The organism is Muriicola sp. (assembly GCF_049669965.1).
In the GTDB taxonomy this organism is placed as follows: domain Bacteria; phylum Bacteroidota; class Bacteroidia; order Flavobacteriales; family Flavobacteriaceae; genus Muriicola.
Map to the genome: position 1 here is coordinate 23,315 of NZ_JBATLB010000033.1, position 20,850 is coordinate 44,164.

Here is a 20,850-nt window from a genome sequence, read left to right on the forward strand (position 1 = left end):
CTACAGAAAACTGACAGGATGTCACCTGCATTGATATATTGCAGACAATCAAAGGGATTGGACGGAATGAAAATTATTGAAGTACAGGGATGGGAACTAACTCATCATAGAACCTTGTAGGTCTAATCAGACAATTAATAGCATCCTTCCTTTCTGCGCGTGTCCATAATAGAAAGAATCTTCCATGTATCGCCTTCTTTAAAAAGTTGAAAAGAATTCACCCCGCAATGACTAAATTTTTCATTGAACCAAAATTCATAAGGTGTCCAGGCATGGGCCATACTTCCGTCTACCTGAATATTATAAGACAAAATTCGTTCTTCGAAATGAACAGAATCCGGGATCTTAACTATGGAGCGTATAAAATCATCAAATAAAACTGTCCTGACACTATCTTCTCCCTGTTTATTCTTCCCAATGGTTTGCATACGGATGGCACCGTTTGCCGCAGCTCTGATTGCGGTTGAATCTTGTCTGTGAAATCCCTGAAAGAAGGTTTTAATGGCGTTCTCAACTTTTAATTCTTCAGTTTCCTGAGCAGAAGTTACCGTGATCAAAAATGAAAATAATAACAAAGATATAAGTCGCATACAGACAGTTATTTAACAAGAGAAATCTTCCTAAAGTAAGGATTTTTGTAAAACTGGGAGGCTGCTTAATCCCGAATTAACCAAATCTCCTTACATTTAGCCTGCTAATGTATCACTATGTCTATTGCAAAGAAGGAATATAAAAGAGTAACGGTAAAGTCGCTCGTAGAAATGAAAAAGCAGGGAGAAAAAATCTCCATGTTAACGGCCTATGATTATTCGATGGCTAAAATTGTAGATGCTGCCAATGTGGATGTCATCCTGGTGGGCGATTCTGCCAGCAATGTAATGGCCGGACATGAAACCACCCTGCCTATTACCCTGGATCAGATGATCTATCACGCCTCATCGGTGATCCGGGCTGTTCACAGGGCACTTGTGGTGGTAGATCTTCCTTTTGGAAGTTACCAAAGTGATCCCAAAGAAGCACTGCGCTCTGCCATCCGCATCATGAAAGAAAGTGGTGCCCATGCCGTTAAGCTGGAGGGTGGGGAAGAAATAAAGGAATCCGTCAAAAGGATCCTCAACGCCGGCATCCCCGTGATGGGACATTTAGGTCTTACACCACAATCTATCTATAAGTTTGGGACCTATAGCGTACGAGCTAAAGATACCGACGAAGCAGAGAAATTAATGGCAGATGCCCGCATGCTCGAAAAAATAGGTTGCTTTTCCATAGTCTTAGAAAAGATCCCTGCGGCCCTGACAAAAAAGGTTTCAGAGAGTATCTCCATACCCACCATTGGGATAGGCGGTGGGAAACATGCCGATGGACAGGTACTTGTGATCCATGATCTCCTTGGAATGACCCATGAATTTAATCCGCGTTTCTTAAGACGGTATATGAATCTTTACGACGAAATGAGCGAGGCAATATCACAGTACGTCCAGGATGTGAAAAGTAAGGACTTCCCAAGTGAGGAGGAACAGTATTAAAAATAAAGGCTTCCCAAAAGGCGCGATATAGCCTTAAAACTTCCTTTCATTATTATGACGCCAACAACATACTATTGATACCGGATAAAATTACTTCCAATGCCCAGAATCTTCAGATCCTTTATGAAGACAATCACCTAATAGCCGTCAACAAACGGGTGGGTGATATTGTACAAGGCGATAAGACCGGAGATCTGCCCCTAAGTGAGCACATAAAGGAATATATTAAAGTAAAATACAATAAACCCGGGCAAGTTTATTTAGGTGTTGCGCATAGGATAGACAGGCCCACCAGCGGCATCGTTGTCTTTGCCAAAACTTCAAAGGCGCTCAGCAGATTAAATAAGATCTTTGCAGACAAAGCCGCAGAAAAAATCTATTGGGCCCTGGTAAAGAATATCCCAAAAAAGGAAAAAGACACCCTTGTACACTGGCTAAGACGAAATCCAAAACAGAATAAATCGTATGCATACCCCAAGGAAATACCCGATAGTAAGCGCGCAGAATTGGAGTATGAGGTCATCAAAAAATTAGACAATTATTTTCTTTTGAAGATCTTACTAAAAACCGGCAGACACCATCAGATAAGAGCCCAGCTGGCGGCACTTAACTGCCCAATTAAAGGCGACCTAAAATACGGTTTCGACCGAAGTAATCCCGATGGTGGCATCCACCTTCATGCCAGAAGCCTACGGTTTGAACATCCCGTTAAAAAGGAAATGATTTCTTTTGTGGCCGATCCTCCCACAGACGCGCTTTGGGATGTTTGTTTGCTATAAAACAATGAATTAACGAATACTTGCCATGGCCTTTTCACGAATAACCTGTGAGACAGGCTTATTTTCCAAATGACTTTCGAGCCAGGATAAGATATCTAAGTACAAAAAGGCTCTTTTCTCATAAGGGTGATCCTCATATTTCTTTAAACTGTCATATAACTTTTGAAACTCTGCCCGTAACTCATTGGGGTAAATGGATCCTAAATTTCTAAGGAATTTTATCATTTCCTTTTGAACGGCATGAAGATCGTTCATCTTTAATAAGAATTTATACGTGCTTTTTAACTGCACCTCCAAATGATAGTCCATCCCCGCTTCGTAATGGGCTACCAGACTGAGTACCCGTGCGAAACACATAAGATCTTCCCTCATTTTAAGGTTTTTGTTGTTGATGATCTTCTTGAGGTACGCAATACAATTCTTATTATCTCCCACGCCGAAATACAGGCAGGCAATTTTGTAGTAAAAGATCATGATATGATGCTCATCTATCCGGTCGCGATGCTTATTAATCCCGTACTCAATGATCCTTACCAGATACAATCCCTTTTCAAATGTGCCTTTTAGAAAATGGAGGTTGAGTTTGTTTGAATTGATATACAAAAAACTCAGGGAGCTAATATTATCATTAGAGGGAAAGTCTTTCTCGGCAACCGTCTTTTCCAGATTGGCAAGCACCAACTCAAATTGGGAGGCGTATTTTACGTAAAAAAGAGACTCCAGCAAATAGTGATTCCCCTTGAGGAAAAATACCGGATTTAAATGGATCATCTCTTTATATTCATAAAACAGGTCTACCCATTTGCTAGCATATTTGTAACAAGACAGAAAATCCTGTATCAGAAAACTATACCACAAATGCGCCTTATACAACCATAATTTCTCACGAAACCCCAACTCATTGATATCGTACTTAGGTAGGTGGGCTTCAAAGTATTTTTTTACCCGCTGCAGGTCATCATTGCTGCGCACATAGCCCACTTTAAGCATCATGCCGTATAACTGAAGTGAAAGATTAGACAGTTTGCTGGTCATCACATTTTGTTCCGATAACATCTTTGCTTGCAAGGCCAGCTCATCTGCCCTGTCCGGAATACTTCTTGTGATATACTGGGTTTCTATGATCTTTTCTAACTCTACAATCTCGTAGGCGATATTCTTTTCTTCGTTGTCAATGGCAGTCGACTTTACCTTATCTAAAATCTTAAGACTTTGCTTATACAGGCCTTTCTGATACAATATGGTCGCGAAGTCTAATTGCTCCCTAATCTGAACCCTAATATTCTGATTCACAGGGTTTAAACGCAGACTCACCAGGATCTGTTTGTACAGATGTGCCTTTAGGTTAGAAAGTTGTGCTTTTTTTACAATGCCACTAGCCAGGATTATTTTTTCCTCATAGCGCTTCATCTTATCCAAAAGGTTGAACAAGGCCAGAAACTTGGCATCGGTATTCACTCCTAATCTTCCTACATATAGCTTAAATTGGCGCTTCTCCGATTTAGAAAGAGATTTGACCAATACAAATAGGGCATCTTTATTGGCATTTGTCATCGTAAAATAGTATGCTTAGTGTGCTGTATTTCAATGGTTTAACTACCTTAAAAAGTATATTAACGTTGTAAATGCCTCACAGTCATGAAATTGGTTCTAAATGGTTGCCATACATTCGTTATGGTGACTAAAATTAAGTAATTATAATGAGCAAAGATAAAGTATACATTTTTGATACTACACTGCGTGATGGTGAGCAGGTTCCTGGTTGTAAATTAGATACCAAACAGAAATTAGTAATTGCTGAAAGACTAGACACTCTTGGAGTAGATATTATTGAAGCTGGTTTTCCTATATCGAGTCCGGGCGACTTTAATTCGGTCAATGAAATAGCCAAAGTAGTGAAGCACGCAACGGTTTGCGGCCTTACGCGTTCCGTAAAAAAAGATATTGAAGTAGCCGCTGAGGCATTAAAGTATGCCAAAAGGCCCAGAATACACACGGGTATTGGCACTTCAGATTCCCATATCAAATACAAATTCAACTCCACGCCAGAAAAAATTCTGGAACGCGCGGTAGAGGCCGTGCGCTATGCCAAGACCTTTGTTGAAGATGTAGAGTTCTACGCGGAAGATGCCGGCAGAACAAACAATGAGTTTTTAGCCAGAGTCTGCGAGGAAGTGATCAAGGCCGGTGCAACCGTGTTAAACATCCCAGATACTACAGGATACTGCCTGCCGGAAGAATATGGGGCAAAAATGAAATACCTGCGCGAACATGTCAAGAATATAGACAAAGCTATCCTTTCTTGTCATTGCCATAATGATCTTGGCCTGGCAACAGCTAATTCTATCGCAGGGGTCGTCAACGGAGCCCGTCAAATAGAATGTACCATAAATGGCATTGGCGAACGAGCAGGCAATACTTCTTTGGAAGAGGTTGTCATGATCTTAAAACAGCACCCTTATTTAAATCTGGATACCAGTATCAACAGCAAATTGCTATATAGCACCAGTCTTATGGTCTCAGAAAAAATGGGGATGCCGGTGCAACCTAATAAGGCCATAGTAGGATCCAACGCTTTTGCACACAGTTCCGGAATCCATCAGGATGGGGTAATAAAGAAAAGGGAAACCTATGAGATCATAGATCCTGAAGATGTTGGTGTAGATCATTCCTCCATTGTACTTACTGCCCGCAGCGGTAGAGCTGCGTTGGCGTACCGGGCCAAGAACATTGGCTATGAGTTAACCAAAGTACAGTTAGATGTTGTCTATGAGCAATTCCTGCGGTTTGCGGATAGAAAAAAAGAAATCCTGGACGAGGATATTCATCAAATTATGGAAATAACCAAAATTAACATCGAAAGTATAGCCTAAGTATGAAAATAAAAATTGCCTTATTACATGGTGATGGTATTGGGCCCGAAGTGACGGCTCAAGCTGTAAAGTGCCTTCAGGCGGTTGAAGAGACCTTTGGGCACGAATTTGTTTTCTCTGAAGCAAAGATAGGGGCTGCTGCCATGGATGCGACTGGTGATCCACTCCCGGAGTCGACTTTATCTCTGTGTAAAGCGTCAGATGCCGTACTTTTTGGCTCTATAGGAGATCCGAAATACGATAACAATCCGGATGCCAAAGTTCGTCCGGAACAAGGCTTATTAAGACTAAGGAAAGAATTAGGACTGTTTTGCAACATTCGGCCCATAAAGGTATTTCCAACCTTAATGGATAAGTCACCCTTAAAGAAAAAGATCATCACCGGAACAGACTTTGTCATTTTCCGAGAACTTACCGGTGGGATCTATTTTGGTGAAAAAAAACTTAGTGAGGATGGCACCTCAGCAACAGACAGCTGCACCTACACGGAAATGGAAGTTAGCCGAATTGCCCATCTTGCTTTTAAAGCAGCGAAAGGTAGGAGAAAAAAGGTGACGCTTGTAGACAAAGCCAACGTTTTAGAATCTTCTCGATTATGGAGAAGAGTTGTGAAAAAAATTGGAGAGAGTTATCCGGATATAACGCTCGATTTCATGTTCATTGACAATGCGGCTATGCAACTCTTGTTGCATCCCAGCCAATTCGATGTAATCCTCACCGAAAATATGTTTGGAGACATATTGTCTGATGAAGGAAGTGCCATTGGGGGTTCCATAGGGTTACTCCCCTCTGCTTCTATAGGTGAGAATCATGCCTTGTTTGAACCTGTTCATGGTTCATATCCGCAGGCCAAAGGAAAGGACATCGCAAATCCGGTAGCTTCTATTCTTTCTGCTGCCATGCTGCTCGATCATTTTAAACTCGATGAAGAGTCGAGAGCAGTGGTCATAGCCGTACTGAAGTCAATCAAAAAAGGGATCGTATCGCCAGATTTGAGTACCACCAGCAAGTATGGAACTAACCATATTGGTGATTTTATATCAGGAAATATCAGGGATTCTGATGATTATCTCATCCTGAACAAAGAGAATATCTGGTTGGGTAAATCAACCATCATTTGATTTTTTTTTGCCACCAAAAAAGGCCTATCGCAGTTCGATAGGCCTTTTTTATTCTGCAATAAGTGAAGCTGTAAATGCTTCAAAATCTTTTTTGAATTCGATGTATTTTCCTTTTGTAGCAGGGCCATTGAAGCCTGTAAGAATTCTTCTTACCTCTCCTTTTTTATCCAGGAAGATAGTGGTAGGATACGAGAGTATATGGTTCAGCATAGGTAATTTTTCATTGGCTGTTTTCTTATCCGCACTACCGTATTGCGCCAAGAGTATGGAATACGAAATTCCCAGTCGGTCACGGAGTCTTTTAATTCCCTTAAAAGCATCCTCTTCGGTTTTGGCATATTCAAAGGCCAGAGCTATAACCTCCAGATCATCCTGATCGTTCTCTTTTAGATAATTAACCAGGAATTTGGACTCATCCAAACAGTTAGGGCAGTAGGTGCCCATAATTTGAACGATCACTACCTTATTCTGATATTGAGGGTCATCCAGGGAAATGAGATTCCCATTAATATCTTTAAATGAAAAATTAAATTTCTCATAACCTTCATTGAGATACGTAAGCTCATAGGCATCGGGTAATTCATACGACTCGTTGAGTACGGCCTCAAACGGCTCCTGATAATGGTTCCCGGAATAAAATGTTCCTTTCATGGTACCATCAGATAGACTGGCCAGAAAAAGGAATACATGAGCCCCGTCAAAGGTTGAGAGTTTTAGAGAATCCCCATCTACTGCTCCTTCGAGATATCTGTAGTCTCCCGTAGTAGTGCGGAAGGTTCCTGTTACCTTTTCGCCTTCCTGGTTAAAGATTCCTTGTGCAACATAGGAATCTTCTGTGCCCTTACTAAAAACAACTTCCCAGTTACCGCTAATGTTTATGGCAGGAGGTTTTGAAGTCACAAACCTTTTATGATCATCGAAATTCGCATTAAAAGGCACCACTCTATCGAGGCTCTCCTTTATGAAATTCCCTGTAATGGTGCTGTTGGAGAAGGTCCCGGCTATATATCCTTCAAATACGGGCATTCTAATGATTATAGAGTCCTTATCTATAAAAATATCATCGATATTCAATACTTCGTCTGCATTGAATACTTCCATGGTGTAGCCATCACTTCCATTTTTTATTTCAAAATTAAAGGGTAATATCTCTCCGTCCTGCACTTCCATGGTACCCCTCCAGATACCCTCTGATAGGCTTAAGGCTGAAGGTTCCTTGCAACCGTAAAGAGTTAATAGAATAACTAGTAAAAGATTATATTTTTTCATTTTCCACGATTGATTTACAAATATCGCAATTACAGATAAACAAGGTTTATAAATTTTGTGATGAAACCTGTGGTGGGCATTGACTGTGTTAAACCATTGTTTTATCTTTGATCGCTTAAGACTAACCAATGCAAATTTCTCTTAACTGGTTACGGCAGTTCATTCAGATCGATTGGGAAGCTACCCGGATCTCAGAACTCCTAACCGACCTTGGACTGGAGGTAGAAGGTATCACTCATTTCGAATCCGTACCAGGCGGACTCAAAGGGGTTGTTGTGGGGCATGTACTTACTTGCATTAAACATCCAAACGCCGATAAATTAAAACTTACCACAGTAGATATTGGCACAAAAGAGCCCGTTCAGATTGTTTGTGGGGCCCCTAATGTAGCAAAGGGACAAAAGGTGCCGGTGGCTACCATAGGGACTGCATTGCATATGAGTAATGGAGAGACCTTGGTAATCAAAAAGGGTAAAATAAGAGGGGAAGTTAGTGCCGGAATGATCTGTGCTGAAGATGAATTAGGTCTTGGAGACAGTCATGACGGAATAATGATCCTTGAAGCCAGTTTGGTCCCCGGAACGCCGGTTGCCGAACTATTTGAGATTGAAAATGACCAAGTATTTGAAATTGGCCTTACTCCTAACAGAGCCGATGCCATGAGTCATTATGGGGTGGCGAGAGATTTAAAAGCAGGACTGCGGCAGCAGGGGGTACAAAAAGAACTGATGACGCCTTCCATCAGTAATTTTAATGTGGCCAACCGCTCTTTAAAAATGGCCGTTAAGGTAGAGGATAAAACAAAAGCTCCCAGATATTGTGGAGTAACTATCAGCAATCTCATCGTGCAGCCCTCCCCGAGTTGGTTAAAGAACAGACTAAAAGCAATTGGCCTAAAGCCCATCAATAATGTGGTAGATGTGACAAATTACGTCTTACACGAGCTGGGACAGCCATTGCATGCCTTTGATGCAGACAGGATCTTTGGGAAGGAAATAATTGTGAGAACAGTTGAGGAAGGAACAAGTTTTATGACCCTGGATGGGGATGAACGCATTTTAGATAAGGACGATCTTATGATTTGCGATGCCGAAAAACCTATGTGTATTGCAGGGGTTTTTGGGGGAATCAATACGGGGGTAACGGAGAATACAACATCGATCTTTTTAGAAAGTGCATATTTTGACCCTATCTCAATTCGAAAAACCGCCAAAAGACATGGGCTCAACACAGATGCCTCCTTCCGTTTTGAACGAGGCATAGATATCAACAATGTGGAATATGCCTTACAACGAGCAGCATTACTTATCTGTGAACTTACCGGAGGAGATATCACTTCAGACATCGTGGACCTTTATCCAAAAAAGAAAGAAGATCACCAGGTTTTTTTAACTTTTGAGAAGATCAATGCACTCATTGGGCAAGAAATTCCTAAGGACGTTATTAAGTCCATACTTACCTCTTTGGATATCAAAGTGAAAAGTGTAACCGAGACAGGCTTAGGCCTTGTGATTCCTTTTTACAGAATAGACGTGCAGCGCGAGGTGGATGTCATAGAGGAAATACTGAGGGTCTATGGATATAATAATATTCAGTTTGAGCCAAAGTTAAACGCCTCTATTGCTCCTACTTCAAGATTTGAAGATCATAAATTGCAGAATAATATTGGGGACCTCCTAGCAGCCCAGGGCTTTTATGAGATCTTATCCAATAGCTTAAGTAATCCGGACCATGCCAAAGCAATGGATGCTGAATGGGAAAAAGATTCAGTAAAAATCCTTAATCCCTTAAGTTCAGAATTATCTGTGCTAAGAACTTCCATGCTCTTTTCTGCGCTGGAAGCGGCATCATATAATATCAACAGAAAGCGACCTAACTTAAAGCTTTTCGAATTTGGGAAGACCTATCATAAAACCGATTCGGGTCATCTGGAAAAAGAACACCTAAGCTTGTTAATCACGGGTGACCGGGTTGCCGAAAGCTGGACTGCGAAATCCAAAACCTCCGATTTTTATTTTCTAAAGGCACAGGTAGAACAGATCCTTGAAAAAATGGGACTTCGCGACTACAGTTCTGTGGGCGTGGTTACCAGCGAATTTTCAGAAGGCATACAGCTCGTAAAGGATAATACTCCTTTAGTGCATTTAGGAGTTGTCCATAAAAGCATACGTAAAATATTTGATCTGAAACAGGAGATACTTTTTGCAAATTTTGATTGGGCCGCATTGCGCAAACTGGCTTCCAGGCAACAAATTGTCTTTAAATCTATTCCTAAATTTCCGGCGGTAAGACGAGACTTTGCCTTGATGTTAAATAATGAGGTCCCTTTTAAAGACCTGGAAGAGATTGCCTATCGTACCGAAAAGAATCTACTGAAGGATCTTTCCTTATTTGATGTTTATACTGGAGATAAATTGCCAAAGGGGAAGAAATCCTATGCGGTAAGTTTTACACTTCAGGACGAGTCTAAAACACTTACAGATAAACATATAGACAAGATCATGAACAAGATCAAAGAGGCGTACGAAAAACAATTAGGCGCAGAACTGCGCTGATATTCTAGAGCGGTTTCGGCAATAGTACACTATCTATGGTATGGATAATACCATTGCACTGATCGTTGTCGGCCACTGTGATCTTTGCCTTATTCCCAAATCCATCTGTGAGAATTATATCGATCCCATCAATAGAGGCCTTAATCTTTTTCCCCTGTACCGTGGTAAAAGTAGTTTTTCCATTTCCTCGTACCAAAGCATTTAAAATCTTGGAGGCCGATAATGACCCGGCGACCATAAAATAGGTTACCATTTCCCTCAATTCCTTTTTGTTTTCTGGGAGCAAAAGATGTTTCATGGTTTCATCGGAAAGTTTCCCAAAGGCAAGGTCCGAAGGCGCAAAGATCGTAAAGGCCGCGTCTCCATCGAGTGTTAAATCTAAGTCCGTGGCTTTTAAAGCAGAAATAAGAGTAGTGTAATTCCCCGCTTCAAGGGTACTGGTATAGATCGTTTTCTTGAAATCTGATTGTCCTTTATCCGACTGTGCACTCAATGATCCTGAACTAAGCAGGAACACAACAACAGCAAAGAATAAATAGGATTTCATAGAAAAATATTGGGGCTTAGTGATCGATAAACGGTCAATAAGTTCGACAATATACAATCTACTATCAAGAAAAATGGGATTAGCAGAAAACCCAGAACGAATTTAACATAATATTAACATATTAAAAATTTTATAATACAGTTGTTTTGAGATTTACTAATCTTTATTTTTGTTCAAAATGCTAAAAGAAAAAGAATGTTATTTAAAAGAACCAATATTGAGGAGAAACTCTCTTTGCTTACCCAAAAAGAAGAGGCCCAGGTTAATTTGATCAAAAATGTCTATGCGCTTTTACAAAAAGACTCTGAAAATGAGGAACGCATTCATCAAAAACTTGCTGGAGGACAAAAGGGTATTGCAAACAATTTTGATTTTGATCTGCTCGAAACTAATAAGATATATCACATAGATCAAATAAAACAGATTTGTATAGATTACAGACTTCGTTTTCTCGATTCTAAATATTTTAAAGGAGAGATCCCGCAGGAAGGCATTTCCAGGATCAAAGCACTTGAAAGGTCACACCGTATTTCAATAGAAGGTTTTAAGATCATAGCCCCCTCTAAGTTATTCAGGTTAGAAGATAAGGACGATCCCTTATTGTTTGCTCCCATAGGCAACGATTATTTCTATTTGATACACCGCTGGGGAAATGACCTTCACCCTTTGAGAAAGGTATTTGCCTGGCCCTTCAAGAATATAGTCAATCTAACGGCTATAGTCCTTATGATCGCTTATCTGATCACCTTGATGGTTCCTGAAGGCCTGTTTTCCAAAAGTAGTTCACAGGCAGAGTTCTGGATAGTTTACTTCTTTATGTTCAAGTCCATTGCTTCTGTGGTCATCTTTTACGGATTTGCGTTGGGCAAGAATTTTAATCCCGCCATTTGGAATAGCAAATATTTCAATGCGTAATAGCTGGTACAAAAAAAAGCATTCATATGAATGCTTTTTTTTGTTCTTAAAACTTGCAGTTACACCGGCACTGCATACATCTTTTCGCGCTGTTCCCGGATACTTTTGTCGGACATATAGTCATCAAAGCTCAGGTAGCGATCTATTGTTTGTTTCGGAGTTAGTTCCACGATCCTGTTGGCCACAGTTTCCGCAAACTGATGATCATGCGTAGTAAACAATACGGTGCCCTTAAAATTCTTCAGAGAGTTGTTAAAGGCGGTAATACTTTCCAGATCCAAATGGTTGGTGGGTTCATCTAACATTAAAACATTGGCCCTGAGAAGCATCATCCTACTCAACATACAGCGCACTTTTTCTCCCCCGGATAATACGGTACATTTTTTCAGCGCTTCTTCCCCACTAAAAAGCATTTTCCCGAGAAAGCCACGCAGATAAACTTCTTCCCGCTCCTCTTCAGTCTTTGCCCACTGTCTCAGCCAATCTACTAAACTTATATTTTCCGTAAAATAAGAGGCGTTATCTGCCGGCAGATAGGATTGAGCAGTGGTAACTCCCCACTGAAACTTTCCACTATCTGGTTTTCTATGGCCGTTGAGGATCTCATATAGGGCCGTTGTAGCCCTGGAATCTCTTGAGAGTAAAGCCACTTTGTCACCTTTGGCCAGATTCAGATTTAAATTATCAAATAACAAACTACCATCATCACTGCTGGCAGACATGCCTTCAATATTCAGGATCTGATCTCCTGCCTCTCGTTCCCGGTCGAATATAATGGCGGGATATCTGCGAGAGGAGGGTTTAATATCTTCAATTTTTAGTTTTTCGAGCATCTTCTTGCGAGAGGTGGCCTGTTTACTCTTGGCCACATTGGCACTGAATCTCATGATAAATTCTTGTAATTCTTTGGCTTTCTCCTCTGACTTTTTATTCTGCTGAGCTCTTTGTCTGGCAGCAAGCTGGCTGCTTTCATACCAAAAAGTGTAGTTCCCGGAATACAGATTGAGTTTCCCAAAATCGATATCTACCACATGAGTACACACAGCATCTAGAAAATGCCTGTCATGAGATACCACGATGACGGTGTTCTCATAATTGGCCAGAAAGTTTTCGAGCCATTCAATAGTTTCATAATCTAGGTCGTTCGTAGGCTCATCCATCACCAATACATCCGGAGATCCAAATAAAGCCTGCGCCAGCAAAACTCTTACTTTTAGTTTGGAATCTAGATCAGACATTTGTGTAAAATGATATTCCTCCCTGATCCCAAGACTGGAGAGCAGTGCTGCAGCATCACTATCGGCATTCCAACCATTCATTTCCTCGAACGTGACTTGTAATTCCCCTATTCTATCAGCATTTTCGTCAGAATAGTCGGCATACAAGGCATCTATTTCCTTTTTGATCTTGTACAAGGGCCTATTTCCAATAACCACTGTTTCCAAAACGCTGTTTTCATCATAGGCGTTGTGATTTTGCTCTAAGACAGACATTCGTTTTCCATGTTCCAGATGAACATGCCCCGATGTAGGATCTACTGAACCGGAGAGTATCTTTAAAAAAGTAGACTTACCGGCTCCGTTTGCTCCAATGACCCCATAACAATTGCCTTGTGTAAAGCTAACGTTTACTTCATCGAACAAAATTCGTTTGCCAAATTGTACCGATAAATTTGAAACAGACAGCATATCAGATTTTTTTAAATTTTTTTGCAAAAGTAGTCAAAATAACGCGTTGTGCCAATAAACCTTTCTTTCTGGGTTTACATCGAAACTCTTATTCTATTATTCATTTTTAACGCCCTATTAACAAGCCCTACCCCTTGCAATGCTTAGATTTGTCGTTATAATAAGTGCTGATTATACATGAATAAATATCTACTTTATATTCTTGTTGGTTTGATCGCAGGAAGTTGCCTAAGAGATAAAGGTGATGAGAAGTATGTTATTTTCGCCGGGGAGATTGTAAATCCAACCAGCGACCAGGTAGTACTCTTTAAAGGAGAAGAGGCCTTAGATTCCGTAAAATTAGATGCAGATAATCGCTTTGTATTTAAATTAGATTCCGTTTCAGAAGGACTTCACCATTTTTACCACAACCCGGAACTACAGTATGTGTACCTCGAGAACGGAGACAGTCTGCAGGTACGTTTAAATACATCTGATTTTGATGAGTCATTGGTCTTTTCCGGAAAAGGAGAGGAGATCAACAATTTTATGTTGGAAATGTTCCTGCTGCGGGAAGAAGAAGAATTCCTAATTAACTCCATGTACGAACTGGAGCCGGAAGAGTTTCGGTTAAAAATCGATTCTCTGAAAAACAACAAATTAGCATTATTAGAACAAACAAATACCGAGTTTGAAATATCGCCAAAGGCATTTGATTTGGCGAAATCCTTTATAGTTTACAGCTCCAATATTTCTATGGAGGCCTACCCCTTCTACCACAGAAGACGCAGCGGCGAGCCAGCAATACATCAGTTACCCGATTCCTTCTACGGATATCGCAATGAGGTAAATTACAATGATGAAGATCTTACGTACCTAAGACCTTATTATAATTTTATGAAGTTTCACCTCGGAAACTTAGCCTATACTATGTGTAAGTCTAATTGTGAAGATATTGAAAAGGCCAGCAGGCATTTACATTTTAATGAGCATAAGTTAAAGCTTATAGACAGCCTGATCACCCAAAAAGAACTTCGTGATAATCTTTTTAGAAATGTAGCGATAGACTATCTCTTAAAACACGATACGGAGGAACACAATAAAATATTCATAAAGGATTTTAAAAGACTATCTCACAATAACGTCCATAATGAGGAGATCAATACCTTATATGAAGGTATCATCAATATGCAGCCCACCAAGACCCTCCCGGATTTCACCTTATACACCTATAATGGGGATGAAGTAAAATTGAATGATCTTGAAAATAAGGGGCCGGTGGTATTCTATTTCTGGTCTGGTTCAGAACCTGGGCATTTCAAGAACATTACCAAAAGGGTTACAGAATTGAAACAAGAACATCCGGAATATCATTTTATAGGTATCAACCTACGTACAGATCATAGCAAATGGAAAGGTATGGTAGACACCAATAAACTAGAACATTCCGAACAATTCTGGACCAATAATTATGAAAAGGCAGTACAGACTCTAATAATTTATAACCCCAACAAGACGATCATTGCCAGGAATGGGGTAATTGTTGATGCCTTTGCTAATATTTACAATCCTTTTTAAACGGAACTTAGAGACTCTTCTAGTTTCCTTTCTTATAATCTTCCAGGAACTTTGCCAAACCTATATCTGTAAGCGGGTGCTTTAACAGGCCTTCAATAGACGAAAGTGGTCCGGTCATTACATCGGCTCCTAATTTTGCACAATCTATTACGTGCATGGTATGCCGGATAGAGGCAGCAAGGATTTGAGTTTGAAAATCGTAATTATCATAGATTAGCCTGATTTCTGCGATTAAATTAAGTCCATCCGTAGAAATATCATCTAATCTTCCAAGGAAAGGCGACACATAGGTGGCACCTGCTTTAGCGGCCAACAAAGCTTGTCCTGCTGAGAATACAAGGGTACAATTAGTCCTGATGCCTTTATCTGAAAAATATTTAAGGGCTTTTACCCCGTCTCTGATCATTGGTACCTTTACTACAATTTGATCATGAAGCTCTGCCAACTCCTCTCCTTCCTTGATCATTCCTTTTAGATCGGTCGCAATTACCTCAGCAGAGACGTCTCCGTCTACAATATTGCAGATATCTACATAGTGTTTAAGGATATTATTTCTCCCGGTGATCCCTTCTTTTGCCATAAGTGACGGATTGGTGGTTACACCATCTAGCACGCCTAATTCCTGCGCATCCCTAATCTGATCTAAATTCGCGGTATCAATAAAAAATTTCATAGTTCTATGTTTTGCTTAACGATCTGTCTTAACATTTAATAAAATGCGATACAAAGCTACAATTTATAATGGTTTCGCAATAGGTTCTCATAAACTTTACCGGGAAGTATATTTTTAAGGACAGTGGAAAATTTCTGCATAAAACTGCCCACTTTGTAATGCACTTTTGGTGAAGGACTCTTAAGAATATTATGAATTTTTTTGGCAACTTCAACAGGATCCCCGGCCGTATCCACATCCTCGTTGATCATTTGTAAGGTTTGCTCATAAGGGGTTTTGTAGGGTGAGGTAGCCTTCACAGGCACATGAAAGCGGCCCGCGGCAATATTAGTGGCAAAATCGCCAGGAGCAAGAGTACTTATATGGATCCCAAAATTCATGGTTTCTAGCCTAATAGCCTCGGTGGCCAAATCCAGAGCTCCTTTGCTGGCAGAATAAATTCCCCGATACGGTAGTCCCATTTTTCCTGCAATTGAGGTAATATTGACAATGCGTCCCTTCCCTTGTTTTCTCATGATGGGCAAAGTAGCTTTCATCATGTTCAAGGGCCCTGTAAAATTAGGTTCAAAGGCATTTTGAATGGCCTCATTGGGGGTTTCCTCTATGGGTCCGGTTATGCCAACCCCTGCATTGTTGATCAATACATGGAGCTGTTCTTCTTTGGTCAGCAGTAATCCCAGTGCCTTTTGTATGCTATCCGTGTTGCGTACATCGAGCTCAAATAGTTCAAAATCCGAAAAGGCAGCGTTCTTTTTAAGATCACGCGTCGTACCGTAGACGGTATATCCCTTGGTTTTCAGGTAATTCCCTATAGCTCTCCCTATGCCAGAAGAACCTCCTGTGATCAATACAACAATCTTATCCATATGTCTCACAAAGAAACAAATATTTGACAGCGGGGACAAACAAGAGGTAACAATAAATTGGAGAGGAGATTGCTCGCTATTGGGCACAAAAAAAAGGCAAGCTACCTACATCGCACCGCTACAACCATATACCCTTGCTGCGTTCCCACCCTGGGGGATTCTACAGGAGCTGGTCGTGTAGGACTTGCCTCATGCAAATATACAACCTTTTAAATTTGAGACAATCGTTTTAGAATCTTAAATTATTAAATTAACTTGCCTTAAATCTACTCTTGCCTATGAATTTCATTAAGTATTTTATCCTTAATGGCCTGATCCTTTTTGTTGTTAGTTGCGGAGGGGAGAAAGACCCTTCTTCCTTGTTTTCACTTCAATTTACCTCAGGCGAAAAGGAATTCCAGCAATTCGATACCATCCGCCCGGTCATTGAAAATAGAAAGGATTTACCAATAGATTCTATTCGGTTTACGATAGCGGGAGAAGAGATCCCATTCCGGAATGACCAATTGGTCTTACAAGGCTCCAAATTAGGATTACAAACCATAAAAGTTCATTTCAGATCGGAAGGAAACCCAATAGTGGTTGAAACAGACATAAAGATCCTGGCCCCCGCTGCACCAGAATTGTACACCTATGAGATCATCAATGAATATCCTCATGATATAAAGGCATTTACCCAGGGACTGGAGTTCTATCAGGATACGCTCTATGAGAGTACGGGCTCTGGAGGTGGGGCTAAATCTTTTATCCGAAAACTAGATTTTAAGACCGGTGGCATATACCAACAGGTAGACCTTGATACTAAATATTTTGGCGAAGGGATTACCTTGCTTCATGACAAAGTATACCAACTTACCTGGCAAAGCAAGCTTGGGTTCCTCTACCGTGTATCCGATCTCAAACAAATAGATCGTTTTCAATATGGCCAAAGCAAAGAAGGCTGGGGTCTGTGTAATGACGGTTCACGTATTTATAAGAGCGACGGCACCGAACGCATATGGTTGCTAAATCCTGAGACATTAGTGGAAGAAGACAATATCCAGATCGTTACGAATAAGTCGATTTTCAACAAAGCCAACGAACTGGAATACGTAGATGGGAAGATCTATGCCAATGTATGGCAAAAAGAAAGTATGATGATTATTGATGCCGGCAGTGGGGCCATTGAGGGGGTAGTAAATCTCGGCGGACTCAAAGAAAAGGTAAAACAGCATGCAAAACTAGATGTGCTCAATGGTATTGCCTACCATCCTGGCCGTAAAACCTTTTTTGTGACCGGAAAGAATTGGGATACGCTGTTTGAGATACAACTTAAAAAGAAGGAATAAATGACCTTTGAAATGACCAGGGTAGTTACGGAAGAAGATCTGGATGATCTGGAACATGTGAATAATGTTCGCTACGTGCAATGGATACAGGACATTTCCAAGGCACATTGGCAGTCGCGCGCTCCCGAAGCCATGCGCAAAGGAGCCATTTGGGTGGTAAAACAACATCTTATTGAATATAAGAACTCTGCAAAGCTGGGAGATACCGTTTTAATGAGCACTCATATTGAGAAGTCTGAAGGGGCTATCTCCACCAGGGTGGTGACAATGACCAACCAAAACTCAAAAGCACCTTTGTTGCGATCAGAAACCCAATGGTGCCTGTTAAACGCATTGACCTTTAAGCCTATGAGGATATCAGAGAAGGTCAGTGCTATTTTTATTGACACCCAAAACTCCTAGTCTGTGTCTGTCCGCTACCTTGTAACCATAATTGTTCTGGTGAGCTGCCTTAGCTGGGTATCCTCCTGCAGAAAAGATTTTGAGGTTGACGCAAGCAATGGCGATCTTCAATTTTCAAAAGATACAGTCTTTCTCGATACGGTCTTTACCAATATTGGAAGCAGCACATATAGCTTAAAAGTGTTGAACCGAAGCGGTAAGGATATCGAAATTCCAAGTATTAGGCTTCAGGATGGGGATAACAGCAAATACCGGCTCAACGTAGAAGGAGTGGCCGGGAACTCTTTTGTGAATGTTCCATTGTATGCACGCGATAGTTTGTATATTTTTATTGAAACTACCTACGATATTGCACCAGATAACCTTACTGAATTCTTATATATTGACGATCTCCTTTTCGATAGCGGAGCGAATGAACAACGCATCCCGCTGGTAACTCTTGTAAAGGATGCTGTTTTCCTCTATCCTTCCACCCTGGCCAATGGCAGTAAAGAGAGTTTGTTGCTGGGATTAGATGAGCAAGGCAACGAATTGAGGATAGAAGGGTTTATTTTAACCGATGATGAACTCAATATTACCAATGAGAAGCCTTATGTTATCTACGGATATGCAGCCGTTTCTGCAGGGAAGACACTAAGTATTCAGGAAGGTGCCCGATTGCATTTTCACAAAGATTCGGGAATTCTTGTGGGTAGTGGCGGGAGTATAAAGATCCTTGGATCCGCAAGCGACGACCCTGTCCTATTAGATAAAGAGGTCATATTCGAAGGAGATAGGTTAGAACCCGAATTTTCTGATGTCCCCGGGCAATGGGGCACCCTATGGCTGGCTCCCGGTAGTGTGGAAAACGAAATCTCCTACCTTACCTTAAAAAATGCGACCATAGGTATCCTGGCGGAGGGCAACCCCGGAGCCTCCTCCCCTACGCTGAGAATCAGGAACTCACAAGTCTACAATAGCACACTTGTTAATTTGTGGGCTAGAAATACCTCCATCACGGCAGAGAACCTTATTCTGGGCAATTCTGGAAGTCACAGCTTGTATTGTAATCTGGGTGGAACCTATAGTTTTATTCATACCACCATTGCCAATTATTGGAGTAATAGTTTCAGAACAGGTACGGCTTTAAAGCTCGATTCCTATGAAATTGATAACTCAGGAAACCCTTCAGGAGCGGATTTACTAAAAGCAGATTTTATCAATTGCATCATTGATGGAAATACCAGCAGAGAACTAACACTCCTAAGCACGGCGGAGTTTGATTTTAACTTTCTATTTTCTCATGTACTGCTAAAATTTGTGGATACGGGCGGGCAATTCACCAGTAATCCCCTCTATGATTTTGCGGATACCAGTATGTATGATACTGTTCTCCTCAATACGGCTGTGAATTTTCTGGATGCGGTAGATAATGATTTTCGAATAAATCCGAACTCTTCCGCAGCTGGAATAGGAGACCTGGATGCCGCCTTATTAGTACCCTTTGATCTCCTTGGAAGAGAACGAAATACATCGCCCGCTGTAGGGGCATATCAGCCAGAACTTTAGCCTGGAAATTATATTTTTTCTTCATTTGTAAGAATATTCTTTCTTTTATACTGATTTTCAGTATATTAGCTACCAAAACCATATATATTCTAAGGGAAATATATAGTCCTTTCTCACAAAGGTTTATTACTTTTCCCACAATGTTCTGTCTATGGAGTACACATACACCATAATTGATGCAGACGCCACTTCCAATTTGCAACTACAGCACTATCTGGAAGATCATGGTGATTTTGTCTGTGTAGACAGGGTACTAGATAGCAGGGAAGGTATCAATGCTATCTTAAAACACTTACCGGATCTGGTATTTATTAATTTGAACGATTTGGCCATGGATTATTTCATGATGGTGTCTGAATTGCATCAATACATGAATGAACTCCCCTTGATCATTGGGATCGCGAAAAGCAAGGAATATGCCTATCACGCTATAAAAAATGGTTTTTATGATTATTGGCTGTTGCCCTATAATGAACTAGACATTCGGAAAACCCTGCTGCGGCTCAAAAAACAACACCCAAAAGAGGTAAGTTCTCATACCCTTTGCCTTAAATCATATAAAGATTTTCAATATCTCAATACAGACGAGATCCTGTATCTTCAGGCTGATAATAACGCGACCGATTTTATCATGAAAGACGGCAGTGTAATCAGTGCCTTTAAAACCTTAAAGACCTTTGAAAATTCCTTGCCAAAGAATTTTATTCGCGTGCATCAGAGTTATATCCTGAATATGGACTACGTCTCCAGGATCAACTATGGCAAAAGTATCTGTGCCTTAAAAACCGGCAAAAAGCAACTTCCCTTCTCCAAGACCTATAAAGACAATATAGACAGTCTTAAAAAGGTGCTCTCCAGGAACGCCATTTCTACCCTTAAATAATAAAATTCTCTCAAAAAGGCCAGGTTTCCTCACAGAGGTGATGGGTTTACTAAAACATTGGTTTTTATACAATATGCTTTGCGAACTCCGGCTAGTTTAGTAGCAAATAATTTAATCCACTAAAACGAACAACGATGAAAAAATTAGCCTGTATTTTTGCCATAGCCCTTTTAAGCTCTTCTATGTTTTCCTGCACCAACGATACTGCCGAAGACCAAAACCTCTACGAACAATCTACCGATGGGAATAGTCACGGTGGTTCAACAGGGCGTGACGGATAGTTAAAACAATATTTTATAATTGCTAAAGGAGTCTTAGGG

Annotated in this window: 19 protein-coding genes and 1 other RNA gene; 12 read left to right on the forward strand and 8 right to left on the reverse strand. The window is 40.7% G+C overall.

Going from position 1 to position 20,850, the window contains the following annotated elements:
- Window positions 1-134: 134 nt before the first annotated feature.
- Window positions 135-590, reverse strand: coding sequence for a nuclear transport factor 2 family protein (locus tag WBM49_RS02235; protein ID WP_424370437.1), 456 nt, complete (start codon window positions 588-590; stop codon window positions 135-137).
- A 117-nt stretch (window positions 591-707) separates the two neighbouring features.
- On the opposite strand from WBM49_RS02235, the gene panB reads away from it, so the two are divergent.
- On the forward strand, window positions 708-1,526 hold the full coding sequence (panB, locus tag WBM49_RS02240) for a 3-methyl-2-oxobutanoate hydroxymethyltransferase (protein WP_424370438.1): 819 nt from the start codon (window positions 708-710) through the stop codon (window positions 1,524-1,526).
- Window positions 1,527-1,603: 77 nt separating this feature from the next.
- Window positions 1,604-2,305: an RluA family pseudouridine synthase gene (locus WBM49_RS02245; protein WP_424370455.1), complete on the forward strand. Its 702-nt coding sequence runs from the start codon at window positions 1,604-1,606 to the stop codon at window positions 2,303-2,305.
- 9 nt (window positions 2,306-2,314) lie between these two features.
- On the opposite strand, the gene WBM49_RS02250 is transcribed toward WBM49_RS02245, so the two are convergent.
- Complete coding sequence (locus WBM49_RS02250) at window positions 2,315-3,859, reverse strand: hypothetical protein (RefSeq protein ID WP_424370439.1); 1,545 nt, start codon at window positions 3,857-3,859, stop codon at window positions 2,315-2,317.
- 146 nt (window positions 3,860-4,005) lie between these two features.
- Here WBM49_RS02250 and WBM49_RS02255 point away from each other — a divergent pair, with 146 nt between their 5' ends.
- The gene (locus WBM49_RS02255; RefSeq protein WP_424370440.1) at window positions 4,006-5,178 is read left to right on the forward strand and encodes a 2-isopropylmalate synthase; all 1,173 of its coding nucleotides are present in this window, start codon (window positions 4,006-4,008) and stop codon (window positions 5,176-5,178) included.
- A gap of 2 nt (window positions 5,179-5,180) precedes the next feature.
- Window positions 5,181-6,299: a 3-isopropylmalate dehydrogenase gene (gene leuB / locus WBM49_RS02260; protein ID WP_424370441.1), complete on the forward strand. Its 1,119-nt coding sequence runs from the start codon at window positions 5,181-5,183 to the stop codon at window positions 6,297-6,299.
- A gap of 48 nt (window positions 6,300-6,347) precedes the next feature.
- On the opposite strand, the gene WBM49_RS02265 is transcribed toward leuB, so the two are convergent.
- Window positions 6,348-7,568: a TlpA disulfide reductase family protein gene (locus tag WBM49_RS02265; protein WP_424370442.1), complete on the reverse strand. Its 1,221-nt coding sequence runs from the start codon at window positions 7,566-7,568 to the stop codon at window positions 6,348-6,350.
- 128 nt (window positions 7,569-7,696) lie between these two features.
- Here WBM49_RS02265 and pheT point away from each other — a divergent pair, with 128 nt between their 5' ends.
- On the forward strand, window positions 7,697-10,123 hold the full coding sequence (gene pheT / locus WBM49_RS02270; RefSeq protein WP_424370443.1) for a phenylalanine--tRNA ligase subunit beta: 2,427 nt from the start codon (window positions 7,697-7,699) through the stop codon (window positions 10,121-10,123).
- Between the two features lie 4 nt (window positions 10,124-10,127).
- Here pheT and WBM49_RS02275 read toward each other — a convergent pair whose 3' ends face one another.
- Complete coding sequence (locus tag WBM49_RS02275; RefSeq protein WP_424370444.1) at window positions 10,128-10,670, reverse strand: fasciclin domain-containing protein; 543 nt, start codon at window positions 10,668-10,670, stop codon at window positions 10,128-10,130.
- Between the two features lie 195 nt (window positions 10,671-10,865).
- Here WBM49_RS02275 and WBM49_RS02280 point away from each other — a divergent pair, with 195 nt between their 5' ends.
- Window positions 10,866-11,585 (forward strand): hypothetical protein, encoded by a 720-nt coding sequence (locus tag WBM49_RS02280; protein ID WP_424370445.1) that lies wholly within the window; start codon window positions 10,866-10,868, stop codon window positions 11,583-11,585.
- Window positions 11,586-11,644: 59 nt separating this feature from the next.
- Here the strand turns inward: WBM49_RS02280 and WBM49_RS02285 are convergent, their stop codons facing one another.
- Window positions 11,645-13,273, reverse strand: coding sequence for an ABC-F family ATP-binding cassette domain-containing protein (locus WBM49_RS02285; protein ID WP_424370446.1), 1,629 nt, complete (start codon window positions 13,271-13,273; stop codon window positions 11,645-11,647).
- Between the two features lie 177 nt (window positions 13,274-13,450).
- Between WBM49_RS02285 and WBM49_RS02290 the strand changes: the two genes are divergently transcribed.
- Complete coding sequence (locus WBM49_RS02290) at window positions 13,451-14,830, forward strand: TlpA family protein disulfide reductase (protein WP_424370447.1); 1,380 nt, start codon at window positions 13,451-13,453, stop codon at window positions 14,828-14,830.
- A 19-nt stretch (window positions 14,831-14,849) separates the two neighbouring features.
- Here WBM49_RS02290 and fsa read toward each other — a convergent pair whose 3' ends face one another.
- From fsa to ffs, 3 genes are all read right to left on the reverse strand, one after another.
- On the reverse strand, window positions 14,850-15,503 hold the full coding sequence (gene fsa, locus WBM49_RS02295) for a fructose-6-phosphate aldolase (RefSeq protein WP_424370448.1): 654 nt from the start codon (window positions 15,501-15,503) through the stop codon (window positions 14,850-14,852).
- 56 nt (window positions 15,504-15,559) lie between these two features.
- Complete coding sequence (locus WBM49_RS02300; protein WP_424370449.1) at window positions 15,560-16,369, reverse strand: SDR family oxidoreductase; 810 nt, start codon at window positions 16,367-16,369, stop codon at window positions 15,560-15,562.
- Window positions 16,370-16,460: 91 nt separating this feature from the next.
- Window positions 16,461-16,559: signal recognition particle sRNA small type (gene ffs / locus WBM49_RS02305), an RNA gene on the reverse strand.
- An 88-nt stretch (window positions 16,560-16,647) separates the two neighbouring features.
- Here ffs and WBM49_RS02310 point away from each other — a divergent pair.
- From WBM49_RS02310 to WBM49_RS02330, 5 genes are all read left to right on the forward strand, one after another.
- Window positions 16,648-17,697, forward strand: coding sequence for a glutaminyl-peptide cyclotransferase (locus WBM49_RS02310; RefSeq protein ID WP_424370450.1), 1,050 nt, complete (start codon window positions 16,648-16,650; stop codon window positions 17,695-17,697).
- On the forward strand, window positions 17,698-18,099 hold the full coding sequence (locus WBM49_RS02315) for an acyl-CoA thioesterase (protein ID WP_424370451.1): 402 nt from the start codon (window positions 17,698-17,700) through the stop codon (window positions 18,097-18,099).
- Window positions 18,100-18,102: 3 nt separating this feature from the next.
- Entirely contained in the window at window positions 18,103-19,647 is a 1,545-nt protein-coding gene (locus WBM49_RS02320; RefSeq protein ID WP_424370452.1) for a hypothetical protein, read from the forward strand.
- A 151-nt stretch (window positions 19,648-19,798) separates the two neighbouring features.
- Complete coding sequence (locus tag WBM49_RS02325; protein ID WP_424370453.1) at window positions 19,799-20,530, forward strand: LytR/AlgR family response regulator transcription factor; 732 nt, start codon at window positions 19,799-19,801, stop codon at window positions 20,528-20,530.
- Between the two features lie 134 nt (window positions 20,531-20,664).
- Window positions 20,665-20,811 (forward strand): hypothetical protein, encoded by a 147-nt coding sequence (locus tag WBM49_RS02330; protein WP_424370454.1) that lies wholly within the window; start codon window positions 20,665-20,667, stop codon window positions 20,809-20,811.
- The last annotated feature ends 39 nt before the right edge of the window (window positions 20,812-20,850 follow it).